The following is a 21,617-nucleotide window of genomic DNA, read 5'->3' on the forward strand; positions in this document are numbered from 1 at the left end:
CGTTATTCCTCCTTCATGTATTCGGACGCTGCCGCAATCCACTGCACGCCGGATTGATCAACGGCATCCTTCCATTCATCCGGACATTCCACATCGCAGATGATAGCCTCAATCCCGTCAAAAGGCATGATTCGTGCGAAAGTCGTTACGCCCAGCTTCGAATGGTCGGCCAGGACGACAACCCTCTGCGCACAGCGGGCGAACAGCTGCGACATGGACGCTTCGTTCGCATCGTAATCGGTTATGCCGTCGACGAGCGATACGCCGCCGACCGACATGAACGCGAGGTCCACCCGGAACTGCTCCATCATCCGTTCGCATAAGGGACCGCTGATCGACTGCTGCTCCGGGTTCAGCTCACCGCCGAGCAGCGTCACTTTGCCGCGGAAGCGGCCCTGGTTCAGCGAGTCCGAGAGGACGGCAGCGACAGCGACGGAATTGGTAATGACTTTGAGCTGCTGCTTGTCCTGAATCGCCATAGCCAGCTCCATAGCCGTTGTGCCAACATCAATCACAATGGTGCTTCCATCCTCGATCCAGTCTGCGGCAGCCCGGCCGATCGCCCGTTTCTCCTCCGCATTCTGGCTCTTCCGCAGCGCATACGGCGGCTCCGAGGGGCTGTAGCCGGAATGCCTGACGGCTCCTCCGTACACCCTCCGGAGCTGGCCTTCCCTCTCCAGCACATCCAGATCGCGCCGGATCGTCTCCGAAGACACCATGAACCGGTTCGCAAGCGGAAGCACATTCACTTTTCCCTCACGGTCAAGGATTTGCAGAATAAATTCTTTTCTCTGTTCCGATGAAACTGACAATTGCAACTCACCTCAATACTATTCGCTTCCCTTTCATGACAGCCAATGCCGTTCGCAGCAGCATTGTATGGCCCTATCCTTCCAGCGGGACGCATGCGTCCCGGTCGACCGTGAGGCGCACCCGGCTGCCCGGCGCAAAACGGCGGCTCGCCGGCGCATTCAATTCGTCGGTCGTGATGCTCAAATTCCCCACTCTGACCGTGTAGCGCAGCAGTGCGCCAAGTGCCGTGCATTCCGAAACGGTGCCACTCATCCGATACGAGTCCGTACCGGCGTCCGTTGCATTGTCCGCATCCCCATCTTCCGCGGAGGACATCCGTACCGCTTCCGGCCGGATGGCGAAGGCTGCCGGTTCGAAGCGTCCGTCAGAAGATGCCGCCGCTCCCCCGATACCCGCCATTTCATCTGCGGTCAGCACGTTGTAGTTGCCGATAAAACGGGCGACAAACGCCGTTTTGGGCCTCGTATATATTTCCTCGGGCGTTCCGTTTTGTTCGATCCGGCCTTGATTCATAATGCAGATGCGGTCGGACATCGTAAGCGCCTCTTCCTGGTCATGCGTCACGAACAGCGTCGTCATGCCCAGCTCCTGCTGAATGCGGCGGATTTCCAGCCGCAGCATTTTCCGGATTTTCGCATCGAGTGCGCTGAGCGGCTCATCCATCATCATCAGCTTCGGCTGAACGGCAAGGGACCGGACCAGCGCCACCCGCTGCTGCTGGCCTCCGGACAGCCGCTGCGGATACTGTCCGCTTTTCTCCGACATGTCGATGATCTCGAGCATTTTCTTGACCGTCCGCTCGATTTCGGCGCGCGGCATGCCTTTCATTTTCAGCCCGAAGGCAACATTCTCGTAGACCGTCATGTTGGGGAACAGCGCATACGCCTGAAAAACCATCCCGACATTCCTTTTCTTCGGCGCCATGTTCGTAAGATCGATCCCATCCAGCCGGACGGTGCCTTCGTCAATCCCCGTCAAGCCGGCCACGCAGCGGAGGAGCGTGCTTTTGCCGCAGCCGCTGGGACCGAGCAGCGTGACGAATTCGCCCTTCTCCACCCCCAGCGACAATGCATCCAGCACCGGCGCTGCGCCGGCGGTTCCGAAAAACTTCGATACGCCTTCAAATTCGACATAGCTCATCTAAGTTCCTGTCCTCCCTGCAAGTTAATTCCGCCCGCAGCGGTTCCCGGGTCCGAATGCCTGTCCTTCCTGGTCCCGGCTGCCGCCGGCTTGTCGTCGTCCGCCCCGGAAGGCGCGTTCAGCACCCGCTTGCCCAGTTTGAGCATCACACCTGAAATAATGGCAACCAGTACGAAATACGTAATAGATACCGCGCTCGACAGATGTCCGCTCTCCCCCTGCCGCCGGTACAAATAAATTTGGATCGTTTCGTATTGTCCGCCGACCAGCAGGTTCGCCAGCACGAATTCGCCGAACAGCACCGCAAACGAAAGCAGCAGCGATACGGTAAGGCCCGGCATCACGTTCGGCAGCAGCACATAACGGAACGTCTGCCAGCGTCCGGCGCCCAGCAGCATCGCCGCGTCCTGGAGCATGACGGCGTTGACCGAGCGCAGGCTGTTGCGGATTCCCTGGTACATGAAGGGCAGAACCACGACGAAATAGGCGCCGCACAGGAGCCAGATCGTGCCCGAGATGGCGAGCGGACCGGAAGAATAGAGACGAATCAGCCCGACCGCGGCAACTACGCCCGGCACCGCATAGGGGATGAGGGCCAGGATATTCAGCACCTTCTCCCATTTCGGAAACTCAAGTACGACAATGATAACTGTAGGCACCATGACCGCGGTGCTCACTATCAGGCTTATCCCGCATACGACGATCGAACGGACGAACGCATCCGTGAACCGGCTGTCGTGCAGCAGGTCCTCAAACCACTTCAGCGTCCACGATTCGGGCAAAATCGTCGTCTGCCAATTCCCTGCCAGCGCATACAACAACGTCGCCAGCAGCGGGAGAACCAGATAGATGATGAGAATCGTCCAGATGATGCGATGAAAACGGTTAGCGCGCCGCTGCCCCCGCGGCATATTCCTGTTCAAGGTAAATGCCCCTTTCCGCCAAGCTTATTCGCATGCCGTGGTTTATACGTTCGTAAGCTCCTTGCGCAGGCTGCGCATCAGCCGCGCATTGACCGCCAGCGCCGCCATCATCATCAGACCGAGCAGCACCGCAAGCGCGCTTCCCAGCTGCGGCTTCGTCACGACATCGCCGGCTACAAGAGATCCGATCCGGATCGCCAGCAGATTAAAGTTGCCGCCAACCAGGGCATACGCCGTCGCATAAGCGCCCATCGAATTGGCGAACAGGATAATAAATGTACCGGCAAGGCCGGGGAGGATAACCGGAAGCCCGATTTTCCGCCAAAACGTGAAGGTGCCCGCCCCAAGCAGGGCTGAAGCGTCCTTCCACTGCTCCTGGATGCCGAAATAGACAGGATAAAGCAGCAGCGTGGCCAGCGGAATTTGGAAATAAACGTAAACCAGCATCAGGCCGGTCCAGGAATAAAGATCGGGACTGAAAGCGTCAAGCCCCCATGAATTCAGAAGGATCGTGAAAATCCCGTTATTTCCAAGCAAAATGATATAAGCAAATGCCAGCGGAACGCCGGCAAAATTGGAGGACATGTTGGAAATCGTGAGCAGTCTCTCCCGTGCCGCCGTGGACAGCTTCGTAAGGGAATAAGCGGCGAACAGGGACACAATAAGACCAATGACGCTCGAGCCGAGCGAGATCGTGACGCTGTTCGTGATCGCCTTCAGATAATACGGACTGGTCAGCGCCGTCGCATATTGGGATAACGTATAATGCGTTTCGTCATCGGACAGCAGGCTGGTCATGATCAGATAGATAAGAGGCAGCAATTCAAACATGACGATCAGCACCACGAACGGGATGAGCGCGAGCACGACGGGATTGAAGCGGTACCGCCGGGCAGCTTTCTTTTTGAGCGTCAACTGTTGGCTCATAATCTTTCCCTTCCTTATGATAGCTCGGTTGTTGTCCGCCGGCTGCGCGCGGCAGCCGGATACGGACGGCGCAGCCCTGCGCCGCCTGCATCCATGTCCGCGTGAGCCGGTCCGGATTAACTCATATGGATCAGTACGTTATCCTGCCACAGCTGCGGCAGCGTCTTCGCCGTCTCGTCCCAGGCCTGATAATCCGCAATCGGCTTGGCGTTCTTATACTGCTCCAGCGGAATCAGCTTGGCGGCTACGTCGTCCGGAAGCTTGACGCTGTCGCGGATCGGACGGGCAAAGCCTTTGGCCAGATTGATTTGGCCGGCGTCGCTGAGAATATACTCGCGTGTCAGCTTCGCCGCATTCGGGTGCGGCGCGTATTTGTTAATAATGGTGGCATAGCCGCTCACGACGCTGCCTTCCGAAGGGATAACCACTTCGAATTGATCCGGGTTGATTTGATCGCGGTAGCCAAGAGCGTTGAAATCCCACATCAATCCAACCGGAATTTCACCTTTTTCCATATTGGCTGTCGTAACATCGGCGCTGCTGATCCGGTTCTGCTCGGCCAGCTTCTTGAAGAAGTCGACGCCCGGCTGGATATTCTTCTCGTCGCCGCCCATTGCGATGGCTGCGGCAAGTACGGACATTTGCGCTTGCGCGGCTTTGGTAACGTCGCCGACCGCTATTTTATAATCCCCTTTGAGCAGGTCATCCCAGCTTTTTGGCACGTCCTTCACGAGGTTCTTGTTGACCATGAATGCGATGGTGCCCTGATACCCGACTACCCAGTTGCCGTCTGCGTCTTTCGCCCAGGCAGGAAGCTCGTCCCAGTAGGAGGTTTTGTAAGGCTGTGTTACGCCTTTCTCAGCCGCAACCGGTCCAAACGCGATGCCTACATCGCCGATATCGGCGGTAGCCTTGTCCTTCTCCGCTTCAAACTTGGCAATTTCCTCGGCGCTCGACATATCCGTATCGGTATGCTTCAGGCCGTAGTTGGTGTTCATATCCGCCCAGGTGTCTTTCCAGTTCGCCCAAGAGTCCGGCATGCCGACACTGACGACTTCGCCTTCTTCTTTCGCTTTGGCTTCCAGATCGGCCGCTGATAATTCCGGCACTGCCTCCGAATTGACATTCGTCTGCGCATTTCCGCCGTTTCCGGCTGCCGCCGCATTGGCGCTGCCGTTATCCTTCGCCTTCGTGCATGCTGCCAGACTCACCGTCAATAGAATGATGGCCAGGAGCATAATCCCTCTTGTTAGCTGCTTCTGCATGGTTTCTTGTCCCTCTCCTTTTGTGGTTTGTTGCGGTTTCTTGTTGATTTATTTCTGTTCTCACTTTAACAGCCCTATGTTATCGGTTCTTCAACGCTGCGTGTTTCATTTGTAAAGGCTGAGGAAAAGAGGGCGGGTTTGCATACAGCCTATACACAAAACCACATTCGCTTCCCGCAGGCTCCAAATCTCTTTTTTGACGCTTAAGCGTCCGAACATATCGACTGCTGCTTCTATCCCCGAACATATCGACTGCTGCTTCAACGAAGAGCCTCAATGATCCTGGCAAGTCCTCTGGAATCTTCTAACAAGGAAATTCCTGCTTATGCACTTTCACGAAGTCTCCACCTGCTCTCCAACAAGGAAATAGCTCGCTGCAATCACCGCCAGCATGCCGTTCATCATCCGTGTGCCGATCCAATAAGGATTTTCCTGCTTGCAAGCACCCAAATTGAACCCCATTCATCTATAACAAGGAAAAACCCCCTTGCAGCTGCAGCGAGGTAATGAAGGGGACAGCTCTAGGCGCATAAGACGCGAGAGCTTCTGATTCCGCGTAGTTTGGAGTAAGAGTAAGGTCCATGCTGGAAGTCTTGCAAACCAGACTGTATTTCAGAGCGAATGAGCCTGCCCAAGGTGAGGAAGTGACAGCAGCGCGAATTATCTTTAAAGAAGACCGGAATCGGAGAACACGATAGCAGAGGTGAGGAAGTGACAGCAGCGCGAATTATCTTTAACGAAGACCGGAATCGGAGAACACGATAGCAGAGGTGAGGAAGTCACAGCAGCGCGAATTATCTTTAACGAAGACCGGAATCGGAGAACACGATAGCAGAGGTGAGGAAGTGACAGCAGCGCGAACTATCTTTAACGAAGACCGGAATCGGAGAACACGATAACAGAGGTGAGGAAGTGACAGCAGCGCTAATTATCTTTAAAGAAGACCGGAATCGGAGAACTCGATAGCGGAGGTGAGGAAGTGACAGCGCGAACAGCCTATGACAAAGACGCGAATCAGAGAAAATCACGATAACAGCAAACTCTAATGAAAGAAAGGGCTGCCTTCCATCTTGTGAAGGCAGCCCCTTTGACCGTAGCTACTGTCATTTTGCTGTTCTATTGTACAGTGCTCTTGCGCCTCCCTTGTTGGGTTGCCAGATACGTATCGTCTCATTCAGAAACGCCCAGTGGCTGACGGGGACATGCTAAAAGCCTTAGACTCCTGAGACTCTCAAATCTTGCCTGGATAATAAAATAATATTGCAGGTGACATAATAAGCGAACATAATGAGCATCAGCCCCGATGTCCAGGAGCTGCCCATATCTTTCAGCCGGTCGGATAATTGAAGACCCTGCTCAAGATTGCCGGACTGCATCAAATCGTATATGCGATAAATCAAGCGCCCCAAAAAAAGAATGGTCACGGTTCCGCCAATCCAGGCGCTGGGACGGTACCGCCAATTTCCGTCCCGCCGCTCGAAGCGGGTCTTGGCCGCTCCGTAACAAGCCAGAGCAATACCCAGCGCAATTCCGATCATATTGGAAATCAGGCTTACGGTGTCGAAGGCTCCTTCAACAAAGAAAAGCAGCCCGACCACGCCCAAAACAACGGTCATGATCCGCACTCTTCCCGGGTTCAGCTGCTGCCATCCGAACGTTCGGCGGACGCGCAGGAAAATCCGGTAAACAATAAAAACGCCTAAGAGCAAATAAATAATGACTTGCCCACTCATGAACATTGCCTCCTTTATGAATTCCCGTCGATTGATGCTAATGATACCCCTTATACCGTTTGCGAACGACCAACTACAGATAGAACTTCATATGCATCTCTATATCTGCCGATAGATATTCGCTTAAAGACAGCCGGGATTGTTGTATTCTGCCGATGGCCCGGTCTAAAATGAAGGGGTATGCAGCGAAAGGAACAAGGGAGGGGATAAATGTGGATTACCGCTCCTATGGAAAACCGTTTGCCAGCGCCGCGGTCATTTTTTTTCTTATGAATACAAATCGGATGTTTGAGGCTCCCCTTCCCCAAATCGGGATCCATCTCGTGATATGGGCGACCTTCTCCGGCATCCTGTTCATTCCGAAAATATGGTGGACATTAACGCGGGCAGTGATTGCCGCAAGTTTGCTCATCATCGAGTGCGCGATCGGGATCATTTGGTTCCAGGAGATGAAGCTGCTTTATTTTATCGCTATCCTCCTGTTTGCCGCAGCGCTTCGCCAGTCTCTTCTCAAAGGCCGGAATACGGCAATTGCGGTCATGTTCATAACGGCGACGTTGTATATCCGGTTTGGCCATGCGGACTTGTTCAATCTCGTTTCTTTTATTCTCCTTGCCATCGTGCTTTATTTTTTTATCCGCAGCCGGATCCAGAGAAATGAAATCCATGAAATGAACAAACGGCATCTGGAAGAGCTGCAGGACGCCTATGAGCAGCTGCAGGATGCTTCGGCTACTGCTTTGCAGAACGCAATTTTGGAAGAGCGGACCCATATCGCCCGTGAAATTCACGATGCCGTGGGACACAGTTTGACGTCATTGATCGTACAAATGCAGGCTTTACGTTATATGATGAAGGAAGATCCCGTCCAAGCGGGACAATCGCTGGAAGGAATACTGGGCGTAGCCCGCCAGGGACTGCAGGATATTCGGTCTTCCGTACACGCCCTTGCCGGCAACCGCACGATTCCCGGGATTGCGGCTCTGAAATCGCTGCTTTCGCGAATGGAGGCTGCAGCCTCTATCGCTTACCGGTTTCATACCGATTTGCAAGACGAGGATGTAAGCGCCGAAGTATATGAGACTCTATTCCCGGTACTGCAGGAATCGATCACCAACGTTATGCGGCATTCCCGCGCAACGCTGCTGGAGGTCGGGCTGGGCAGGGATGGGGACAATATCGTGATGCGCATCCGCGATAACGGCGTGCTTGCGGACGATTACAAAATCAGCGAAGGATTTGGCTTGCGGGTCATGAAAGCAAGGCTGGAGGAGAAGGGCGGAAGCCTCGTCTACAGGTTTGCCGAACCGGACGGCTTTGAAATTACGGCGACCATCCCAGGCGTTGATACGGGGGGGCAAATTGAATCTTAAACAGGAGGTCCGGATTTATGCCGCTCAACGGAAAAATTCAAGTTCTGCTCGCCGACGATCAGACGATGATCCGGCAAGGATTCGGCTACATCATCGGCTTGCAGGCCGATATGATGCTCGCAGGGGAGGCAGCTGACGGCGTAGAAGCGGTTGAGCTGGCCCTGCGGCTTCGTCCGGATGTCATTCTGATGGATGTTCAGATGCCCCGCATGTCGGGCATTGAAGCGGTGAAGGAGATTATGAAGCGGATGCCGGAAGCAAAGACCGTCATTTTAACCACATTTGATGACCAGGAGTATATTTATCAGGGGATTCGGGCGGGAGCGGTCGGGTATTTGCTGAAGGACGCGGAGGTTGAAGAGATGCTGGAGGCGGTCCGGTCCGCATTCAGAGGCGAAGCCGTGTACAAGACCGGACAGGCAGCCGTCGCTCTGCAGAGAGTGGCCGCACCCGGTTTTCCGGCAACCGGAGGTGACTCGAAACTCCCTCTATTGGAGCCATTGACGGACCGGGAGCAGGAGATTTTGCAGGAGATGGCTTACGGGCTGCGCAATGACCAAATCGCGCAAAAGCTGTTCATTGCCGAGGGTACGGTAAAATCGCATGTACATCGTATTTTGCAAAAATTCGGATGCGAGGATCGAACCCAGGCAGTGGTCTTTGCGCTCCGCAGCGGGATGGTAAAGTGACAGAGTCACTATATGCGTCCAAAGAAGCTTTTGATAAGCTCAGAAACATGCCGGCTTTGTTCCTCCAGCACAAAATGCCCCCCGCATAAAAGACAGATTTCAATATGATGAAGTTCTCTGCCAAAGGCATAGGCGCCTTCCAACGTAAAGATAAAATCGTTTTTACCCCAGGCTATCAGCGCAGGGGGCTGATAGGTCCGCAGATATTGCTGCCAGGCAGGGTATTCCTCTACGTTCTTTCTGTAATCGTAGCCCAGCTCCAGCTGGATTTCACTGTTTCCCGGGCGGTCCAGAAAAAACTGGTCCATCGAGTACCCGTCGGGGCTGATCAGATACGGCTGGCATACTCCGGTCAGATACTGCTTTTTTGTAAAATCAAAGGTCACCAGTTCGGAAAATGCCGCTTCGGTTGCCGGGTTTCTGTCCGCCCAAAGGGCTTTGAAGAGATCGAACGGCTGCCCCAGCCCCCTCACATCGGCCACTGCATTCTGAATGACAAACCCGAGAATACGGTGAGGATTGCGGACAGCCAGCCTGAACCCGACAGGCCCTCCATAATCATGAACGTACAAGATATAACGGGAGATACCAAGCTTGGCGATCAGCTTTTCAATCACAAGAGACAGGTTTTCGAAGGTGTAAGGAAATTCTTGGGCCGCAGGCATGCTGCTGTTTCCAAAGCCGGGGTAATCCGGGGCAATGACATGAAACCGGTCTTTCAGAAGAGGAATCAGATCCCTGAACATATGGGAGGAGCTTGGGAATCCGTGAAGCAGGATAATCGCCGGATTGCCGGGATGCCCGGCTTCACGAAAAAATATATCCAATCCGCCGATCTTTATTTTTTTGTACAGCACCATCATGTCAACCTCCTTTCCGATGCTTCCATTTTCCGCCATAACAAAAATATATGTGGCTCATGAGTCTTTAAGTATCTTCTTGTTTCGTCGGCAGCGGCGGCGGCATATCGACAGGCGGGCCGCCCTACAGATCAGGCAAATTTCCGGATTTTGTTCCTACCCGGTATGAAGTCGTGACACCCTCGTAATTGAGCATCATGCTCATGCCCATAGAGGCATGCATCAAATTATGGCAGTGCGCCATCCATAGTCCAGGATTATTGGCCAGCACATACAGCTCATAAGTCTCATCTTTCTTCGTTAGAATGGTGTCCAGAAAGACGGGGCTTCCCCTCAGGGGCTCGCCGTTCCGGCTCAATACGCGAAAGGTATGACCATGAATATGAAAAGGGTGGTCGCCTCCTCCTTCGTTTGTGAGCGTGATCTTGATCCGCTCTCCTTCTTTCACCGTCATGGGCGGAATTTCATGAAAGGACTTGCCGTTGATTGTATTAACGAATAAGTTCTGTCCGAGCCTCAGATCGAAGGTTTGATCAAAGGTCGGCTGACCAACAGGATCATCTTCTGAGGGTGTTCCATAATCAAGAAAGTCGAATAAAATATTGTTCACCGAATGGACAGGTTCTGCTCCTTCGCCGATCGTAATCTTCAAGCCTTCCTCCATGAGGCTTCTGACCACGGCTGTACCTTGCTCCGGAATCTTCAGCAGCAAATCATACCGCTGACCTGCTCCCATCTGGAAATTCGTATGATCGAGCAGTCCCGGTTCATGGATATCGTTGCCATCCATCGCGATGATCCGATATGGCGCCCCTTCAACAGCCATCTCCATCGTATCGTTAGTGCCATTGGTCAGCCTCACCCGGATGGTATCGCCCGGTTTGCCGGATACCTCAAGTCCCTTCGTCCTGCCGTTAATGACGAAGCTCGAATCCAGCTTCTGCATGAGGCCGGCAATATCCTGTGCTGCTGCAGACTTGGCCTGCTTGGGCTCCACGATGAACTGTCCCAGAAGTCCTTTTTCCGCCTGAATCGAGCTCATCTGGTGGGAATGGTACCAGTAGGTGCCAGGTGCGGATGCAATAAATTCATAAGTGAACTCTTCCCCGGGCAGCACCGCATTTTGCGTGACACCCGCTACTCCGTCTTGCGAGCAGGGGACAACCACACCATGCCAATGAATCGTTACACCCTCTTCAATGTCCTTGTTATGAAGCGTCACCATAACCCGGTCGCCTTCGGTTACCCGAAGCTCAGGGCCCGGCGATGAGCCATTGAATGTCCATGCCTCTACAGTCTTTCCATTATCCAGCTTCAACGCGGTTTGAGCGGCGGTCATCTCAAACGTACGAACCGGCGCCTGAGTATCTGCGGCTCTAATCATATCGCAGGGAGTGACGGATGTTGCTGAAGCTTCCATCTGATGGCCGGCATGTGACATGGCATCCATAGCATGCATATGGTCGGCCATATTGATCTCCTCCGGTTTTTGAAGCCGGATTTGCCAGAAATACAGGGCGGCGGCAGCCCCGATCAGGATGACCGGCGCGAGCAGCAGCCCCATCCACAATTTACGCTTTTTGCTTGTTGTTCCAGCCATTATGCGCTCACCTTCTTTACTTCCGCCCGTTGCACAAGGATAACAATGAGCGCGCCGACGATTGCAAACACTGCCGCTCCCAGGAATACACGGGCGAATCCCCCGGTCAGCGCCTGAAAATTGCTGCTGCCCCCAGACAACAGTCTATTCGTTCTGGATGCCGCAACCGCAGCCAGGACGGCCAGCCCGACCGCTCCTCCGATTTGCTGGCTCGTATTGACCAGTCCGCCGGCAAGCCCTGCTTCGTTCTCCCTCACGCCGTGTACGGCAAGCTCTGTCCCTGCTACAAAAGCGCCGCCAAGCCCTGCGCCAATGACAAGCGTCGGCCCGAGCAGATGTGCGGCAAACGATGCGTCGCTTGGCGCGAAAGAAAGCCAGATCAACCCTGCTGCGAATAGTAGAAGCGAGCTGGCGAGCGTCCATCTTGTGCCGATGGATTTGATCAATCCCGGAACGATTCCGGCGAAGACGACCAAGGCTCCTGCAAGCGGAAGCTGTGTAAGACCTGCAGTCAGAGCGTTGTATTGAAGAACCTGCTGCATATAAACCGAAAGTGCAAAAAACAATCCGGTTGCAGCTCCGCCAATAAGCAGCATGGCGAGATTTCCGCCCGTTACAGAGATATTCCTGAAGATGGCAAATGGAACAAGCGGCTCCGGCGTGCGCTTCTCAATGACCATGAATACGATAAGCATCAGGAGCGCGGCGGCGGCAAGAATCAGGGTCAGCGGATTGGACCATCCGATGCGCTGGGCTTCAGAAAGGGCAGCGACAAGGGCAACGATGCCTGCCGTAACCGTCACCGCCCCCGGAAGATCGACGCTCAGCTGCCTGCTAGTTGAATCTTTAGCAATCAGAAAGGGAATGGCTGCAATAACGAGAATACCGACGGGCACATTCACATAAAATACGGCCTCCCAGCCAAAAGCCGAAGTAAGCACGCCTCCAAGAAGAACGCCCGCCGCGCTTCCTATCCCGGCCACAGCTCCCCAGATGCCAAGGGCCTTGGCACGATCCTGCGGCGACAGGAACAGCTTCGTCACCAGTGCGAGAGCAGCCGGAGCCAAGAGAGCAGCCGATGCTCCCTGGACGGCACGGGCTGTCAGGAGCCATGCCCCCGATGCAGCCATGCCTGCCGCCGCAGAAGCGATTACGAAGCCGGCAACTCCGCTGATAAAGATCCGCCGGTGCCCGAACCGGTCAGCCAGGCGTCCGCCCAGCAGCAGCAAGCCTCCAAACGGCAAAACATAAGCGGTAATGATCCAGCTTAGCGTGCCCGCATCCAGATGAAGCTCCGTACCTACGGTGGGCAGGGCAATATTAACGATTGAGGCATCCAGGACCACCAGGAACTGCGCGAGCGCAAGAATAATCAATGCCCACCACCGGTTAGCGCTGATTGCTTTCCTTATTTCCGGAGCAAAGCCGCTCCTTGCCCGGCTTCTCTCCATAATCTTCACTCCTGCTGCGTTTTTCATATTAGCTTCTCTCCTTTTTATTTATTATTGATTAACCAATTACTATTGTTTAAAAATTTTTTCCGGTTCTGCTCCAGATCAAGCTTTAATTCGTTCTTAGCAACGATTGTTGGAACAAGCAAAACGTGCTGCCTTTTGCGTTATTATTGATTGATCAATTACAGTTCTATAAAAAAAATTTATATCTTATCTCTTTACCATCAAATTCGGCATATCCATGGCCATCGATACATTGCACAGCATGCCTCTTGCAAGAAAATCCGAAGTCCGGTCCCGCGCATCTTCAAACCCGGCTTGGATAAAGGCATTCTCCACGAGCTCTTTCACCTGGCCCATGCCCGTTCTCATTGCCTCCCGAATCGGTGCTTCCCGAATCGTCTGTGCCTGCATCTGAAGCAAAATTTCATTGCGGTGGGATTCCATGATCTCCTCATAGGCCCTTGTAAGACCGATTTCCAATTGCTTGGGGGTTTCTTTGTCAATGACAATCTGGAATGCTTTTATAATTCGTTCCCATGAAACCTCCAGTGCCTCCACCAGCAGGGATTCCTTCGTAAAGAAACGATAAACGTAGGGCTGCGAGATCGACGCTCGCTCTGCGACCTGTGCTGTAGTTGCGCGGTAATATCCAATTTCAGCAAAGACCTCAATCGCGGCGGAGACAATATCTGTACGGCGGTTTGCAGAAGCTGCTGATCCTTTCGCCATGATGATGACCTCCTTTCTTCAAAGGCAATTTACATTATTGATTGACCAATTACTGACTTGATTCATCATAACCGATCTTTTTTTAGTTTGCAACTCTTATTTTAAGATCACCGATGACATTCCGATAAGAGCTGATTCTGGACGGTCCCGGCGTATAAATAAAAAAAAGTTATCCTTCCACCCGTTGGTTCAACCGATCAAAGGATCATATCCCGCCTGAATGTTTTATTCATTTTTTCCAGAACCTGCCCCATACTCTTCTTTCAAAATAGAATAATGAGCGCTGTCGGCAAATACGCCATTCACCACGTGGTTTCTCCGAAGAGTCCCCTCATAAGTCATCCCTAAACGAATCATTACTTTTCCGGAAGCGGGATTCTTAACGTCATGCATCGCAAATACCCGCTCCAGGCCCAGCACATCGAAGGCTAATGCCAATATTAATCGGCCCGCTTCTGTCATGTAGCCCTTACCCCAATGATGCCTGCTTAACGTAAAACCCAATTCGCCGCTTTGGTTGGTTTCATGGACTCTGAACTCAATCGTTCCGATCATTTTATCGCTTTCTTTTAACACGATTGCATATTTTCCTAGCGCTTCTTTCACAAAATAGTTCGCTATCACCTGTTTCGTTTTGTTCAAATCCTGGTGCTGCGCATAAAGGAAGCGTGTCGTTTCTTCATCGGATGTATATTCGAACATATCTTCAGCATCATTAAGCGAAACCGGACGCAACAGGATGCGCTCGCTTTCCATCCGGCTATGGGTAACTAATAACAGTGTTGCATTTTCCATGTAAGCTCTCCGATCTGACCTTTTCTCATGTTCTATTCGTTTCATTATACCAGATGCCGGATGCGATCCTGCCCCTTTTATTCAAGCTATCTTTCAGATCGTTCATTTAAATGAAAATAACGATCAAACGGGAGAAATTTATGCCATTTGTGTTACGTACTCTGCCATTCCTCCCTGATGACATCTGTAAAATTTGATAGCGAAGTGCCGACAAAATAGAATTCTGTCCGTCCCGCAGCCTGCTTATGATGAATATAACCTCACAAGAGAGCAGCAGCGCGGATATCAAGAGATCAGTTCTACGAAATGCAATGAACCTCACTCCAGTCAGGTGGTGACCCCGAAAAAGGCAAATACAAACAAAACCTGCTCCACTCCTAAATTAATCCCAGAAAATGGACAACTCCATGTCATAGGCTATGTCCAGTGCGTTATCGAATCATCAGGAAGTAATAATTCAGCTGGCGGTGGCCGGGTTTATCAAGCCGTAATTTCGAATCGATACCCGTGGCAGACATGGACGTCTGCGGGAAAGAGTATTTTGCAAACGCTTTCTCTCTTAAGAGCCTGGTCGCATAGCTGATAAGACAATATCTTCGGTTCTCATGGTACCAAAAATCAGAAGAGGAACCCCTGAATCAGGAGCTTCTCTTGGCAAACAAGGAGAATGAACTATGGATAAACGAATAATCTCGTTTCTTGTCGCCCTTTTGATGCTCTTCGGGTCGATAGGAACGATCGCTGCGGCATCAAACTTCGCGCCGGATCCGGCCGGCCCGATGCCATCGGAGCAGTTGAGCGCCCAGTTTACCGCCCAGAATGTAACCGTGGATGGTGTACGGGATCAAGCGTACAACGCGGCTGAACCGTCACGGATCGGGCACGGGAAGAACGCGGCGGCAAGCGCCGACGTGGTCACCGCTACATACGGCGAGCTTCGCTCCGTGTGGGACGGCCCGGTGCTGTACCTGCTCGTCGAGGTGCACGACGCAACGAAGTCGCGCAGCGCTTCAACGGATACGGGACTGCAGCAAAACAACGTTAACAACCCTGCGCTTCGCGACAGCGTGGTGTTCGGCCTGGACTTCTGGAATGACAAGGTTGACAAATTCCAGGATGACGATGGTTTATTCACCATCAGCTCCAACGGCAATCTGACCTACCAGCTCAACGCGGGCGTCAACAATCACTCCTCCGTCCATGCGTACCCGCAAAACCGCGAGTATTCGAATCGGATTAAGAGCTATGCCGCCTCCGAAACGGCTGACGGCTACATTGTCGAGCTGGCGCTGCAGATAGAAGGAGCGGTGCTTCAGAACGGAACCTCATTCGGTGTTGAAGTCGCGATCAGCGATTCGCCCGCCGAAGGCGTGAGCCGTGCCGGCTACGTATTCTGGAGCCATAACAACAATGCTTATGCGGCACTGAGCCAGGACCATTCGGTTGACTGGGGAACCGTTACGCTTGCCGGCTGGAACGGCACGGCGCCCTTTAAATTCAGCGACTGGCAGCTGAGAGACACCATCCGTTGGGTGGAATCCAATTCGCTGGTCAAGGGCGTATGGACCCCCGAGACGGAAAATGAATTGTATGCGGCGCTGGCGGCTGCAAAAGGAATTGCCGGTTCCAGCAATCAATCGATGGTCAATTCCGTGGCCAAGCGGTTGCAAAACGCTATAGCCGCGCTGCGTTGGGCCGACAAGAAATATCCCGATCCGATGGATCTGCCTGCCCAATTCACGCTGCCCGACCCTTGGACCTTCTTTGACGGACACAAGGTCACAAGTACCGGCGACTGGTTCGGCGATGGCGGCCGCCGCGAGGAGATACTGGACATGGCCCAGTTCTACGAGTACGGTTATATGCCCGCTCCGCCGGATAAGATGTCGATTACCAATGTTGCGGCGGTTCCGGCCGGACAGGGCCGTCCCGCGGGGCTTGGCATTACCGTTTCCATCACGTATGGAACGATTACGGCACCGATGACCTTTACGCTGTATCCGCCCACGGAGGAAGCAAAGCAGGCCTCCGGTCATGTTGGTCCGGTGCCCGTTGTCTTGAGCTTCGGCGGGTATATCGCCCAGTACGGCGACGCCGGTTTCGCTGTTCTGGCCGTTCCGGCCAACGTCACAACGGATGACCGCAATAACCCTTGGGGACCTCGCAGCGGAATATTCCGCACGTTCTTCCCGTACACCCGCGATGGCGATACGCAGGAGATCAGCAATGAGATGGGCGCTGCTTGGGGCTCGTCCCGCGCCATCGACGCCCTGGAGCTTCTGTCCGCATCGGGCAGCACATACGGCGAGGGTATCGGCTCGCTGATTGCTCCGGATAAGCTTGCGGTGACAGGCCATTCCATCAACGGCAAGTATGCCTTTGTTTCCGCTCTGTTTGACGAGCGCATTGACGTGTGCATTCCAAGCGCAGCCGGCGCAACAGGCCCATCCCCTTACCGCTATGTCTACATCGGGCATGAGTACAGCTGGGGCAAAGCAAGCGGCACCGAGATGATGGGCGATTCCATCCGTCACAACCCGGGCCGTACCACCGAGCTTTTCCGCCGCTTCCTTACGCCTGGCCGCTTCTATGAGCGCCTGGACGGCGCCTGGGGCTACGGCGAGCGCCTGCCCTTCGACCAGCATGAGCTTGTAGCCACTTTGGCGCCGAGAGCCATCGTGCTTCATAACACGATTAACGACTACGGCGATGGCGCGGAGAGCGATCCGTTGGGTCTGGAGACCGCCAAGTTCGTATATAACACGCTGGGCTATGATGCCGGCGATCTGGTGAAGTTCAACATCCGGCCGCTCGCTCCCGGTGACGGACATTCCGAAGACGCCCCTCAGAGACAGAGAACAGCAGAGTATTTGAATCACTATTTCTATGACAAGGAAATGCCGGCGGAAACCGCTGAATACCTGAACGACGATCCGTTCGATAATGAAGGCAAAAGAGCGGAGAACGCATACAACCGTTATTTCGGTGGTTATGAAACGATCGCGCCGTGGAAGGATTATGCATTCCCGGTCACGCCGTCCGTGACGACGAGCGGGCTTCCGGGCGGAACAACAGGCACGGCATACAGCCAGACCCTGACGGCAGCAGGCGACACGCCTATCGCATGGTCGCTGGTCAGCGGCGCCCTGCCGGACGGGCTTTCTCTTGACGCCGCCAACGGCAGCATTGCCGGAACACCGACCGCTGCGGGAACGTTCAGCTTCATCGTCAAGGCGCAAAATGCCGGCGGCAGCGCGACACAACCGCTGAGCATCGTTATCTCTGCACCGGAGTCGCAGCCGCCGATCTACTGGCCTTCAACACCGGTTACAGAAGTGCCATCCATCAGCGAGACCGATGGGAATATCACGGTCAAAGGTAATAGCGCGGAGCTTACGATTCCCAAGCTTAACCTCGAGGCTGCCGCCGACAGCAAAGCTCCAAAGTCCATCACCGTCGAAATGGCCGCCGGTACCGTTACTTTTCCGGAGGAAGCAGTCGCTGAAATAGCCAAGCAGGCCGGAGGCCAAGACGTGAAGCTGAGCATGTCATTGACGAAGCCGGATGAGGAAGGCGATGTAACCGTCTCGCTGACTTTGAAGAACTCTGACGGCAAGCAGATTACCCCGTTCGCCGCCAGTCCCGTCACGGTAAGCGTTCCGTATACGTTGGCAGACGGCCGTCATCCAGACGCTGTAATTGCCAAGAACAAAGGAGACAACGCTGTCCTTCGTGGTCACTATGACCCGGACTCGAAGAAGATGATCTTTACGACAAAGCACTTCTCCGATTTCCTAGTCACCTACAACCTCGTCGAATTCAGCGATGTTCCGAAAACAAGCAAGCTGTATGATTCCGTCGTATTCCTGGCCGCACGCGGCATCACACAGGGAGTGGGCGGCAGCAGGTTTGATCTTGACTCGACGCTGACCCGCAAGGAAATGCTGGTATCCCTGATGCGTATCATGGACATAGCGCCAGACAAGACATGGACGGACAATTTCAAGGACGCGGGTAAAGATTATGCTGCCGGATACCTCGCAGCAGCCAAGCGTCTTGGCATTTCCAAGGGCAATAATGCTGCGGGTACCACCTTCGGTGGCAATTTGAACGTGAATGTATCGGAATTCTATCAATTCCTGTACAATGCGCTGCAAAATGATCTGCCCGCCAGGGATCCGAAAGCACCTGCTCTGACGAGCTATTCGGATTACGCCGACATCCCTGCCTGGGCGATGGACGCGACCAAAGTTTTTGCAGGAGCCGGCGCCGCACTGCATGAGAACCAAATCACGCCGAGAGCGCTCCTCAGCCGCAGCGGCATGGCGGAGCTGTTCTACAAGTTCCTGAAAAAATAAAACGAAATTTCTACTATGCCGGTGAGCTGCCGGGAATCCGCTCCAACACAAAAACACGCCTTGATCGGCGTGTTTTTGTGTTGGATTAGAATCTGGTTTTGAATATTTCAGGTGATGGATGCTTTATAAATGGACGCGATCGATTGGGACAGCAACGCGTTGAATTCTTCGTCCGTTTGCTGGGCTGTCAGCCCCTCCGATAAGGCACGCGAGAAGCTGGCGATCAGGCCGTGATTATGCGTCAATTTCTCATTGGCCTCAACTTGATCGTATCCGCCCGACAAAGCTACAACCCTTGCAACCTGGGGATGTTCGATCAGATCGCTGTAGAAGTTATCCTCCGTCGGTATGGAGAGCTTCAGCATCACTTTTACGTCCTTATCGAGAGCCGACAATTGCTTGAGGATCTCGTCTTTCAGGATTTGCTCCGATTTCTGCTTGTCCGCACTGTGAATATCGACCTCAGGTTCGATAATGGGCACCAGCCCCATCGCCAAAATTTGTTTGCCGATCTCGAACTGCTGCTCCACAACCTGTCTGATTCCTTCCGGATTGGCTTCCTTAATGACCGAGCGCATTTTGGTCCCGAAAATATGCTTATCGTTCGCACGCTTCAGGAGATTGTTCAAATCCGGTATCGGCTTCATGAGCTGGACGCCGTTTGCAGGTTCGGCCAGCCCTTTATCGACCTTCAGGAAAGGGACGATGCCTTTCTTCTCCCACAGATAATCGGCGGTGAATTGACCGTCAATCTCACGGTCCATCGTGTTTTCAAACAGAATCGCACCCAAGATGCGTTCCGAATCAAATGCCGGACTCTTAATGATGCGCGTTCTCATCTCGTGGACCACGGCATACATGGCTTCTTCGCCAGAATAGCTGTCTTCCTTGATGCCATACTGCAGCAGTGCCTTCGGGGTGCTCCCGCCGCTTTGGTCCAGTGCAGCGATAAATCCTTTTCCCGTGGAAATACGATTCAATTGTTCCAGATTCATTGTTGTCGCTCCCTCCAATTCATGGATTCATACAAACGTGCTTGATGCATAAAGCAGCTGAAGTTCTTTATATTGTACAATAATTGCGAAGCCTAAGCACGGCAAAACAGACAAAGCTACAAAATCTTGATAAATTCCGCATGCCGGTTAAATGTGACAATCTGTGCCGGAGGTATTTTTATACGTTCTTATATTTAAACAAAAACCGCGTCCGATGGACGCGGTTTGAATTGTTATGTCGCGGAACCTTGGACTGAAGTACCGGCCGCTGTTAAATAATTGCATAAGATCAACCATTATTGCTTGACCGGAGTTCTGTTAATTTTCGTCTGCGCTGGGACCGTAAATGGAAGGGAGCGGGACCTCAAGCATCCGGAGATAAACCGTTAGTTGTCCCCTATGGTGGTACCAATGATTGAACATTAATGAACGCGCCATTTCGACTCGGGGCATCTCCAGGACCGGGTTGCCTTCACGGGTGAGCTTCCATGTCTCCATAAGTCCTGCTTCTCCCCATGTGAGAAGCTTGTTTTCAGCGATTATCACATATTCATCAAATACAGAGAGGATCTCGTTCAGCGATGCTGCCTCAGGAAATGATGCAAATGTCGGAACTTCGCGTACCTGTTCATTCAGAAATTCGGCCACGCCTCCGGGCAAGCCCGCGATATGCAAAGCCAACTGACCCAATGACATCGATCTTTCATGCGGCTTCCAGGAAAGCTTGTCTGACGGCACACGTTCCAGCAATCTCCTGGTTGATTCGGCTTCCTGCTTCAACTCAGCAATCAATCCATCGTTTTGTTTCATTAGAACTCCTCCTCTGTATGCTTGCTACACATACAGTACCATGAAACAAAACAAGACATTTCTTCTTGATTGCTAATATCGCAGCCATCCATTGCCCGGAGTATCCATTTCTACCATAGGATTCACTTATTCCAGCCGTTTATATTCAAAAACAAAATCCAGAATTTCATTTGCCGTCTTGCCGCCAGCCGCAAATTGAGTGTACAGAGCCTTGGCCGCTTCCGCTTCCGTCCAATTGTTCGATTCCATCAGAGTAAGCACGGCCTCGCCTATTCTTTTGTGAAAAGCATTCTGCATCTCATACGCGGCTGTGAGCTCTTCCTCAGTTAGATGGATGGCTTTGAAGTCATAACCGCGTTCAGTGGTCGCTTCGGTTAGCGCTTGACGCAGGCCCGGCACATCAAGATCGACGCAATAAGCAGGCGTTCCGGGTTGTTGGCGCCATGACTCGTCCAGCCCTCCGGCATCGACCGCATCAAACCCTGCCTCTTCCACCAGTTTGAATACAACTGCCTTAGCTGCATGATCATCGCCGGCTACGGGCATTGCCAGACGTCCAGGAGTACCCGCCGGCAGCCCTTTTTCCAGATTGTACCACGGAGTCGCATTGAATGCTTTAATGACCGGGTGTTTGATTTGCTGTTCCACCCAGCGGCTTTCAGTCAGGCCCCTTTCAATTGGCTCAATCAAGCCGTCGCGCAATAAGGGATAATAATTGCCGGTATCGATCACGACAGCGCCTGAAGCGGCCTCATCGAGAAATCCTGCTGGCAGACTGGGAATGCTTTTCGGCGGAATTGATATAATAACAGCTTCAGCGCCTTGTGCAACCTCCATAATCGCAGCCGGCTTTGCGCCTGTCTCCTTGGCTATTTCCTGAAGGACTTGAGCGTTGCTCGCGTTAGTGATTGAGACCTCATGTCCCAGCCTGGTAAAAACTCTGGCGAGACTGCTTCCAATATATCCTGCTCCGATAATGGCAATCTTCATTTTTGCACATCCTTCTTTCCGTATGATTTGGTGTATCTGTCACAGTCATCCGCAAAATGTGACTGCAGTCAGTATACTCCGGTCACTTTTATTTTGTCAAACGCTTCTCCCTCCGATTCTTTGACTTGGTTGAAACACATGCATTATAGTTGTAGTTGGA

17 protein-coding genes are annotated in these 21,617 nt (G+C 53.1%); 3 read left to right on the forward strand and 14 right to left on the reverse strand.

All coding sequences use genetic code 11. The features are described 5' to 3' along the window. Positions 1-2 precede the first annotated feature (2 nt). The 6 genes from AC0YOB_RS27445 to AC0YOB_RS27470 all read right to left on the reverse strand — a co-directional run bounded on the left by AC0YOB_RS27445 (position 3) and on the right by AC0YOB_RS27470 (position 6,801). Complete coding sequence (locus AC0YOB_RS27445; RefSeq protein WP_210038704.1) at positions 3-812, reverse strand: DeoR/GlpR family DNA-binding transcription regulator; 810 nt, start codon at positions 810-812, stop codon at positions 3-5. A gap of 73 nt (positions 813-885) precedes the next feature. Continuing rightward, complete coding sequence (locus AC0YOB_RS27450) at positions 886-1,953, reverse strand: ABC transporter ATP-binding protein (RefSeq protein ID WP_475795474.1); 1,068 nt, start codon at positions 1,951-1,953, stop codon at positions 886-888. Beyond that, positions 1,950-2,876, reverse strand: a complete 927-nt coding sequence (locus AC0YOB_RS27455; RefSeq protein ID WP_475795475.1) for an ABC transporter permease — start codon at positions 2,874-2,876, stop codon at positions 1,950-1,952. Before AC0YOB_RS27455 ends, AC0YOB_RS27450 begins: the two co-directional genes overlap by 4 nt. A 42-nt stretch (positions 2,877-2,918) precedes the next feature. Continuing rightward, positions 2,919-3,803, reverse strand: a complete 885-nt coding sequence (locus AC0YOB_RS27460) for an ABC transporter permease (protein WP_475770221.1) — start codon at positions 3,801-3,803, stop codon at positions 2,919-2,921. Between the two features lie 116 nt (positions 3,804-3,919). Then, positions 3,920-5,068, reverse strand: a complete 1,149-nt coding sequence (locus AC0YOB_RS27465) for an ABC transporter substrate-binding protein (protein ID WP_475795476.1) — start codon at positions 5,066-5,068, stop codon at positions 3,920-3,922. Positions 5,069-6,282: 1,214 nt separating this feature from the next. Beyond that, positions 6,283-6,801: a CcdC protein domain-containing protein gene (locus AC0YOB_RS27470; RefSeq protein ID WP_475795477.1), complete on the reverse strand. Its 519-nt coding sequence runs from the start codon at positions 6,799-6,801 to the stop codon at positions 6,283-6,285. 212 nt (positions 6,802-7,013) lie between these two features. Between AC0YOB_RS27470 and AC0YOB_RS27475 the strand changes: the two genes are divergently transcribed. Together AC0YOB_RS27475 and AC0YOB_RS27480 are read left to right on the forward strand one after the other, a co-directional pair. Continuing rightward, positions 7,014-8,174: a sensor histidine kinase gene (locus AC0YOB_RS27475; protein WP_475795478.1), complete on the forward strand. Its 1,161-nt coding sequence runs from the start codon at positions 7,014-7,016 to the stop codon at positions 8,172-8,174. Positions 8,175-8,191: 17 nt separating this feature from the next. Further along, positions 8,192-8,863, forward strand: coding sequence for a response regulator (locus AC0YOB_RS27480; RefSeq protein ID WP_475795479.1), 672 nt, complete (start codon positions 8,192-8,194; stop codon positions 8,861-8,863). 8 nt (positions 8,864-8,871) lie between these two features. Here the strand turns inward: AC0YOB_RS27480 and AC0YOB_RS27485 are convergent, their stop codons facing one another. The 5 genes from AC0YOB_RS27485 to AC0YOB_RS27505 form a co-directional block, all read right to left on the reverse strand. After that, positions 8,872-9,726: an alpha/beta fold hydrolase gene (locus tag AC0YOB_RS27485; RefSeq protein WP_475795480.1), complete on the reverse strand. Its 855-nt coding sequence runs from the start codon at positions 9,724-9,726 to the stop codon at positions 8,872-8,874. 121 nt (positions 9,727-9,847) lie between these two features. Further along, positions 9,848-11,323, reverse strand: a complete 1,476-nt coding sequence (locus tag AC0YOB_RS27490; protein WP_475795481.1) for a multicopper oxidase family protein — start codon at positions 11,321-11,323, stop codon at positions 9,848-9,850. Further along, a complete protein-coding gene (locus tag AC0YOB_RS27495; RefSeq protein WP_475795482.1) occupies positions 11,323-12,801 on the reverse strand; it encodes an MFS transporter in 1,479 nt (492 codons plus the stop codon). Before AC0YOB_RS27495 ends, AC0YOB_RS27490 begins: the two co-directional genes overlap by 1 nt. A 186-nt stretch (positions 12,802-12,987) precedes the next feature. Then, a complete protein-coding gene (locus AC0YOB_RS27500) occupies positions 12,988-13,509 on the reverse strand; it encodes a TetR/AcrR family transcriptional regulator (protein ID WP_475795483.1) in 522 nt (173 codons plus the stop codon). A 225-nt stretch (positions 13,510-13,734) separates the two neighbouring features. Continuing rightward, on the reverse strand, positions 13,735-14,304 hold the full coding sequence (locus AC0YOB_RS27505; RefSeq protein WP_475795484.1) for a GNAT family N-acetyltransferase: 570 nt from the start codon (positions 14,302-14,304) through the stop codon (positions 13,735-13,737). Positions 14,305-14,978: 674 nt separating this feature from the next. On the opposite strand from AC0YOB_RS27505, the gene AC0YOB_RS27510 reads away from it, so the two are divergent. Continuing rightward, on the forward strand, positions 14,979-18,662 hold the full coding sequence (locus AC0YOB_RS27510) for a glucuronyl esterase domain-containing protein (RefSeq protein ID WP_475795485.1): 3,684 nt from the start codon (positions 14,979-14,981) through the stop codon (positions 18,660-18,662). Positions 18,663-18,769: 107 nt separating this feature from the next. On the opposite strand, the gene AC0YOB_RS27515 is transcribed toward AC0YOB_RS27510, so the two are convergent. From AC0YOB_RS27515 to AC0YOB_RS27525, 3 genes are all read right to left on the reverse strand, one after another. Then, positions 18,770-19,657: a fructose bisphosphate aldolase gene (locus tag AC0YOB_RS27515; RefSeq protein ID WP_475795486.1), complete on the reverse strand. Its 888-nt coding sequence runs from the start codon at positions 19,655-19,657 to the stop codon at positions 18,770-18,772. Between the two features lie 318 nt (positions 19,658-19,975). Further along, positions 19,976-20,467: a DinB family protein gene (locus AC0YOB_RS27520; RefSeq protein ID WP_475795487.1), complete on the reverse strand. Its 492-nt coding sequence runs from the start codon at positions 20,465-20,467 to the stop codon at positions 19,976-19,978. A gap of 126 nt (positions 20,468-20,593) precedes the next feature. Next, positions 20,594-21,457: an NADPH-dependent F420 reductase gene (locus AC0YOB_RS27525; RefSeq protein ID WP_475795488.1), complete on the reverse strand. Its 864-nt coding sequence runs from the start codon at positions 21,455-21,457 to the stop codon at positions 20,594-20,596. Positions 21,458-21,617: the final 160 nt, after the last annotated feature.

It is taken from the genome of Paenibacillus sp. JT31N17, assembly GCF_056269255.1.

Excerpts from the sequence above, each read along its gene's own strand:
- AC0YOB_RS27450 (WP_475795474.1), bottom strand. The coding sequence starts at position 1,953 with ATGAGCTATGTCGAATTTGAAGGCGTATCGAAGTTTTTCGGAACCGCC.
- AC0YOB_RS27460 (WP_475770221.1), bottom strand. The coding sequence starts at position 3,803 with ATGAGCCAACAGTTGACGCTCAAAAAGAAAGCTGCCCGGCGGTACCGC.
- AC0YOB_RS27465 (WP_475795476.1), bottom strand. The coding sequence starts at position 5,068 with ATGCAGAAGCAGCTAACAAGAGGGATTATGCTCCTGGCCATCATTCTA.
- AC0YOB_RS27470 (WP_475795477.1), bottom strand. The coding sequence starts at position 6,801 with ATGAGTGGGCAAGTCATTATTTATTTGCTCTTAGGCGTTTTTATTGTT.
- AC0YOB_RS27480 (WP_475795479.1), top strand. The coding sequence starts at position 8,192 with ATGCCGCTCAACGGAAAAATTCAAGTTCTGCTCGCCGACGATCAGACG.
- AC0YOB_RS27485 (WP_475795480.1), bottom strand. The coding sequence starts at position 9,726 with ATGATGGTGCTGTACAAAAAAATAAAGATCGGCGGATTGGATATATTT.
- AC0YOB_RS27490 (WP_475795481.1), bottom strand. The coding sequence starts at position 11,323 with ATGGCTGGAACAACAAGCAAAAAGCGTAAATTGTGGATGGGGCTGCTG.
- AC0YOB_RS27495 (WP_475795482.1), bottom strand. The coding sequence starts at position 12,801 with ATGAAAAACGCAGCAGGAGTGAAGATTATGGAGAGAAGCCGGGCAAGG.
- AC0YOB_RS27500 (WP_475795483.1), bottom strand. The coding sequence starts at position 13,509 with ATGGCGAAAGGATCAGCAGCTTCTGCAAACCGCCGTACAGATATTGTC.
- AC0YOB_RS27505 (WP_475795484.1), bottom strand. The coding sequence starts at position 14,304 with ATGGAAAATGCAACACTGTTATTAGTTACCCATAGCCGGATGGAAAGC.
- AC0YOB_RS27510 (WP_475795485.1), top strand. The coding sequence starts at position 14,979 with ATGGATAAACGAATAATCTCGTTTCTTGTCGCCCTTTTGATGCTCTTC.
- AC0YOB_RS27515 (WP_475795486.1), bottom strand. The coding sequence starts at position 19,657 with ATGAATCTGGAACAATTGAATCGTATTTCCACGGGAAAAGGATTTATC.
- AC0YOB_RS27520 (WP_475795487.1), bottom strand. The coding sequence starts at position 20,467 with ATGAAACAAAACGATGGATTGATTGCTGAGTTGAAGCAGGAAGCCGAA.
- AC0YOB_RS27525 (WP_475795488.1), bottom strand. The coding sequence starts at position 21,457 with ATGAAGATTGCCATTATCGGAGCAGGATATATTGGAAGCAGTCTCGCC.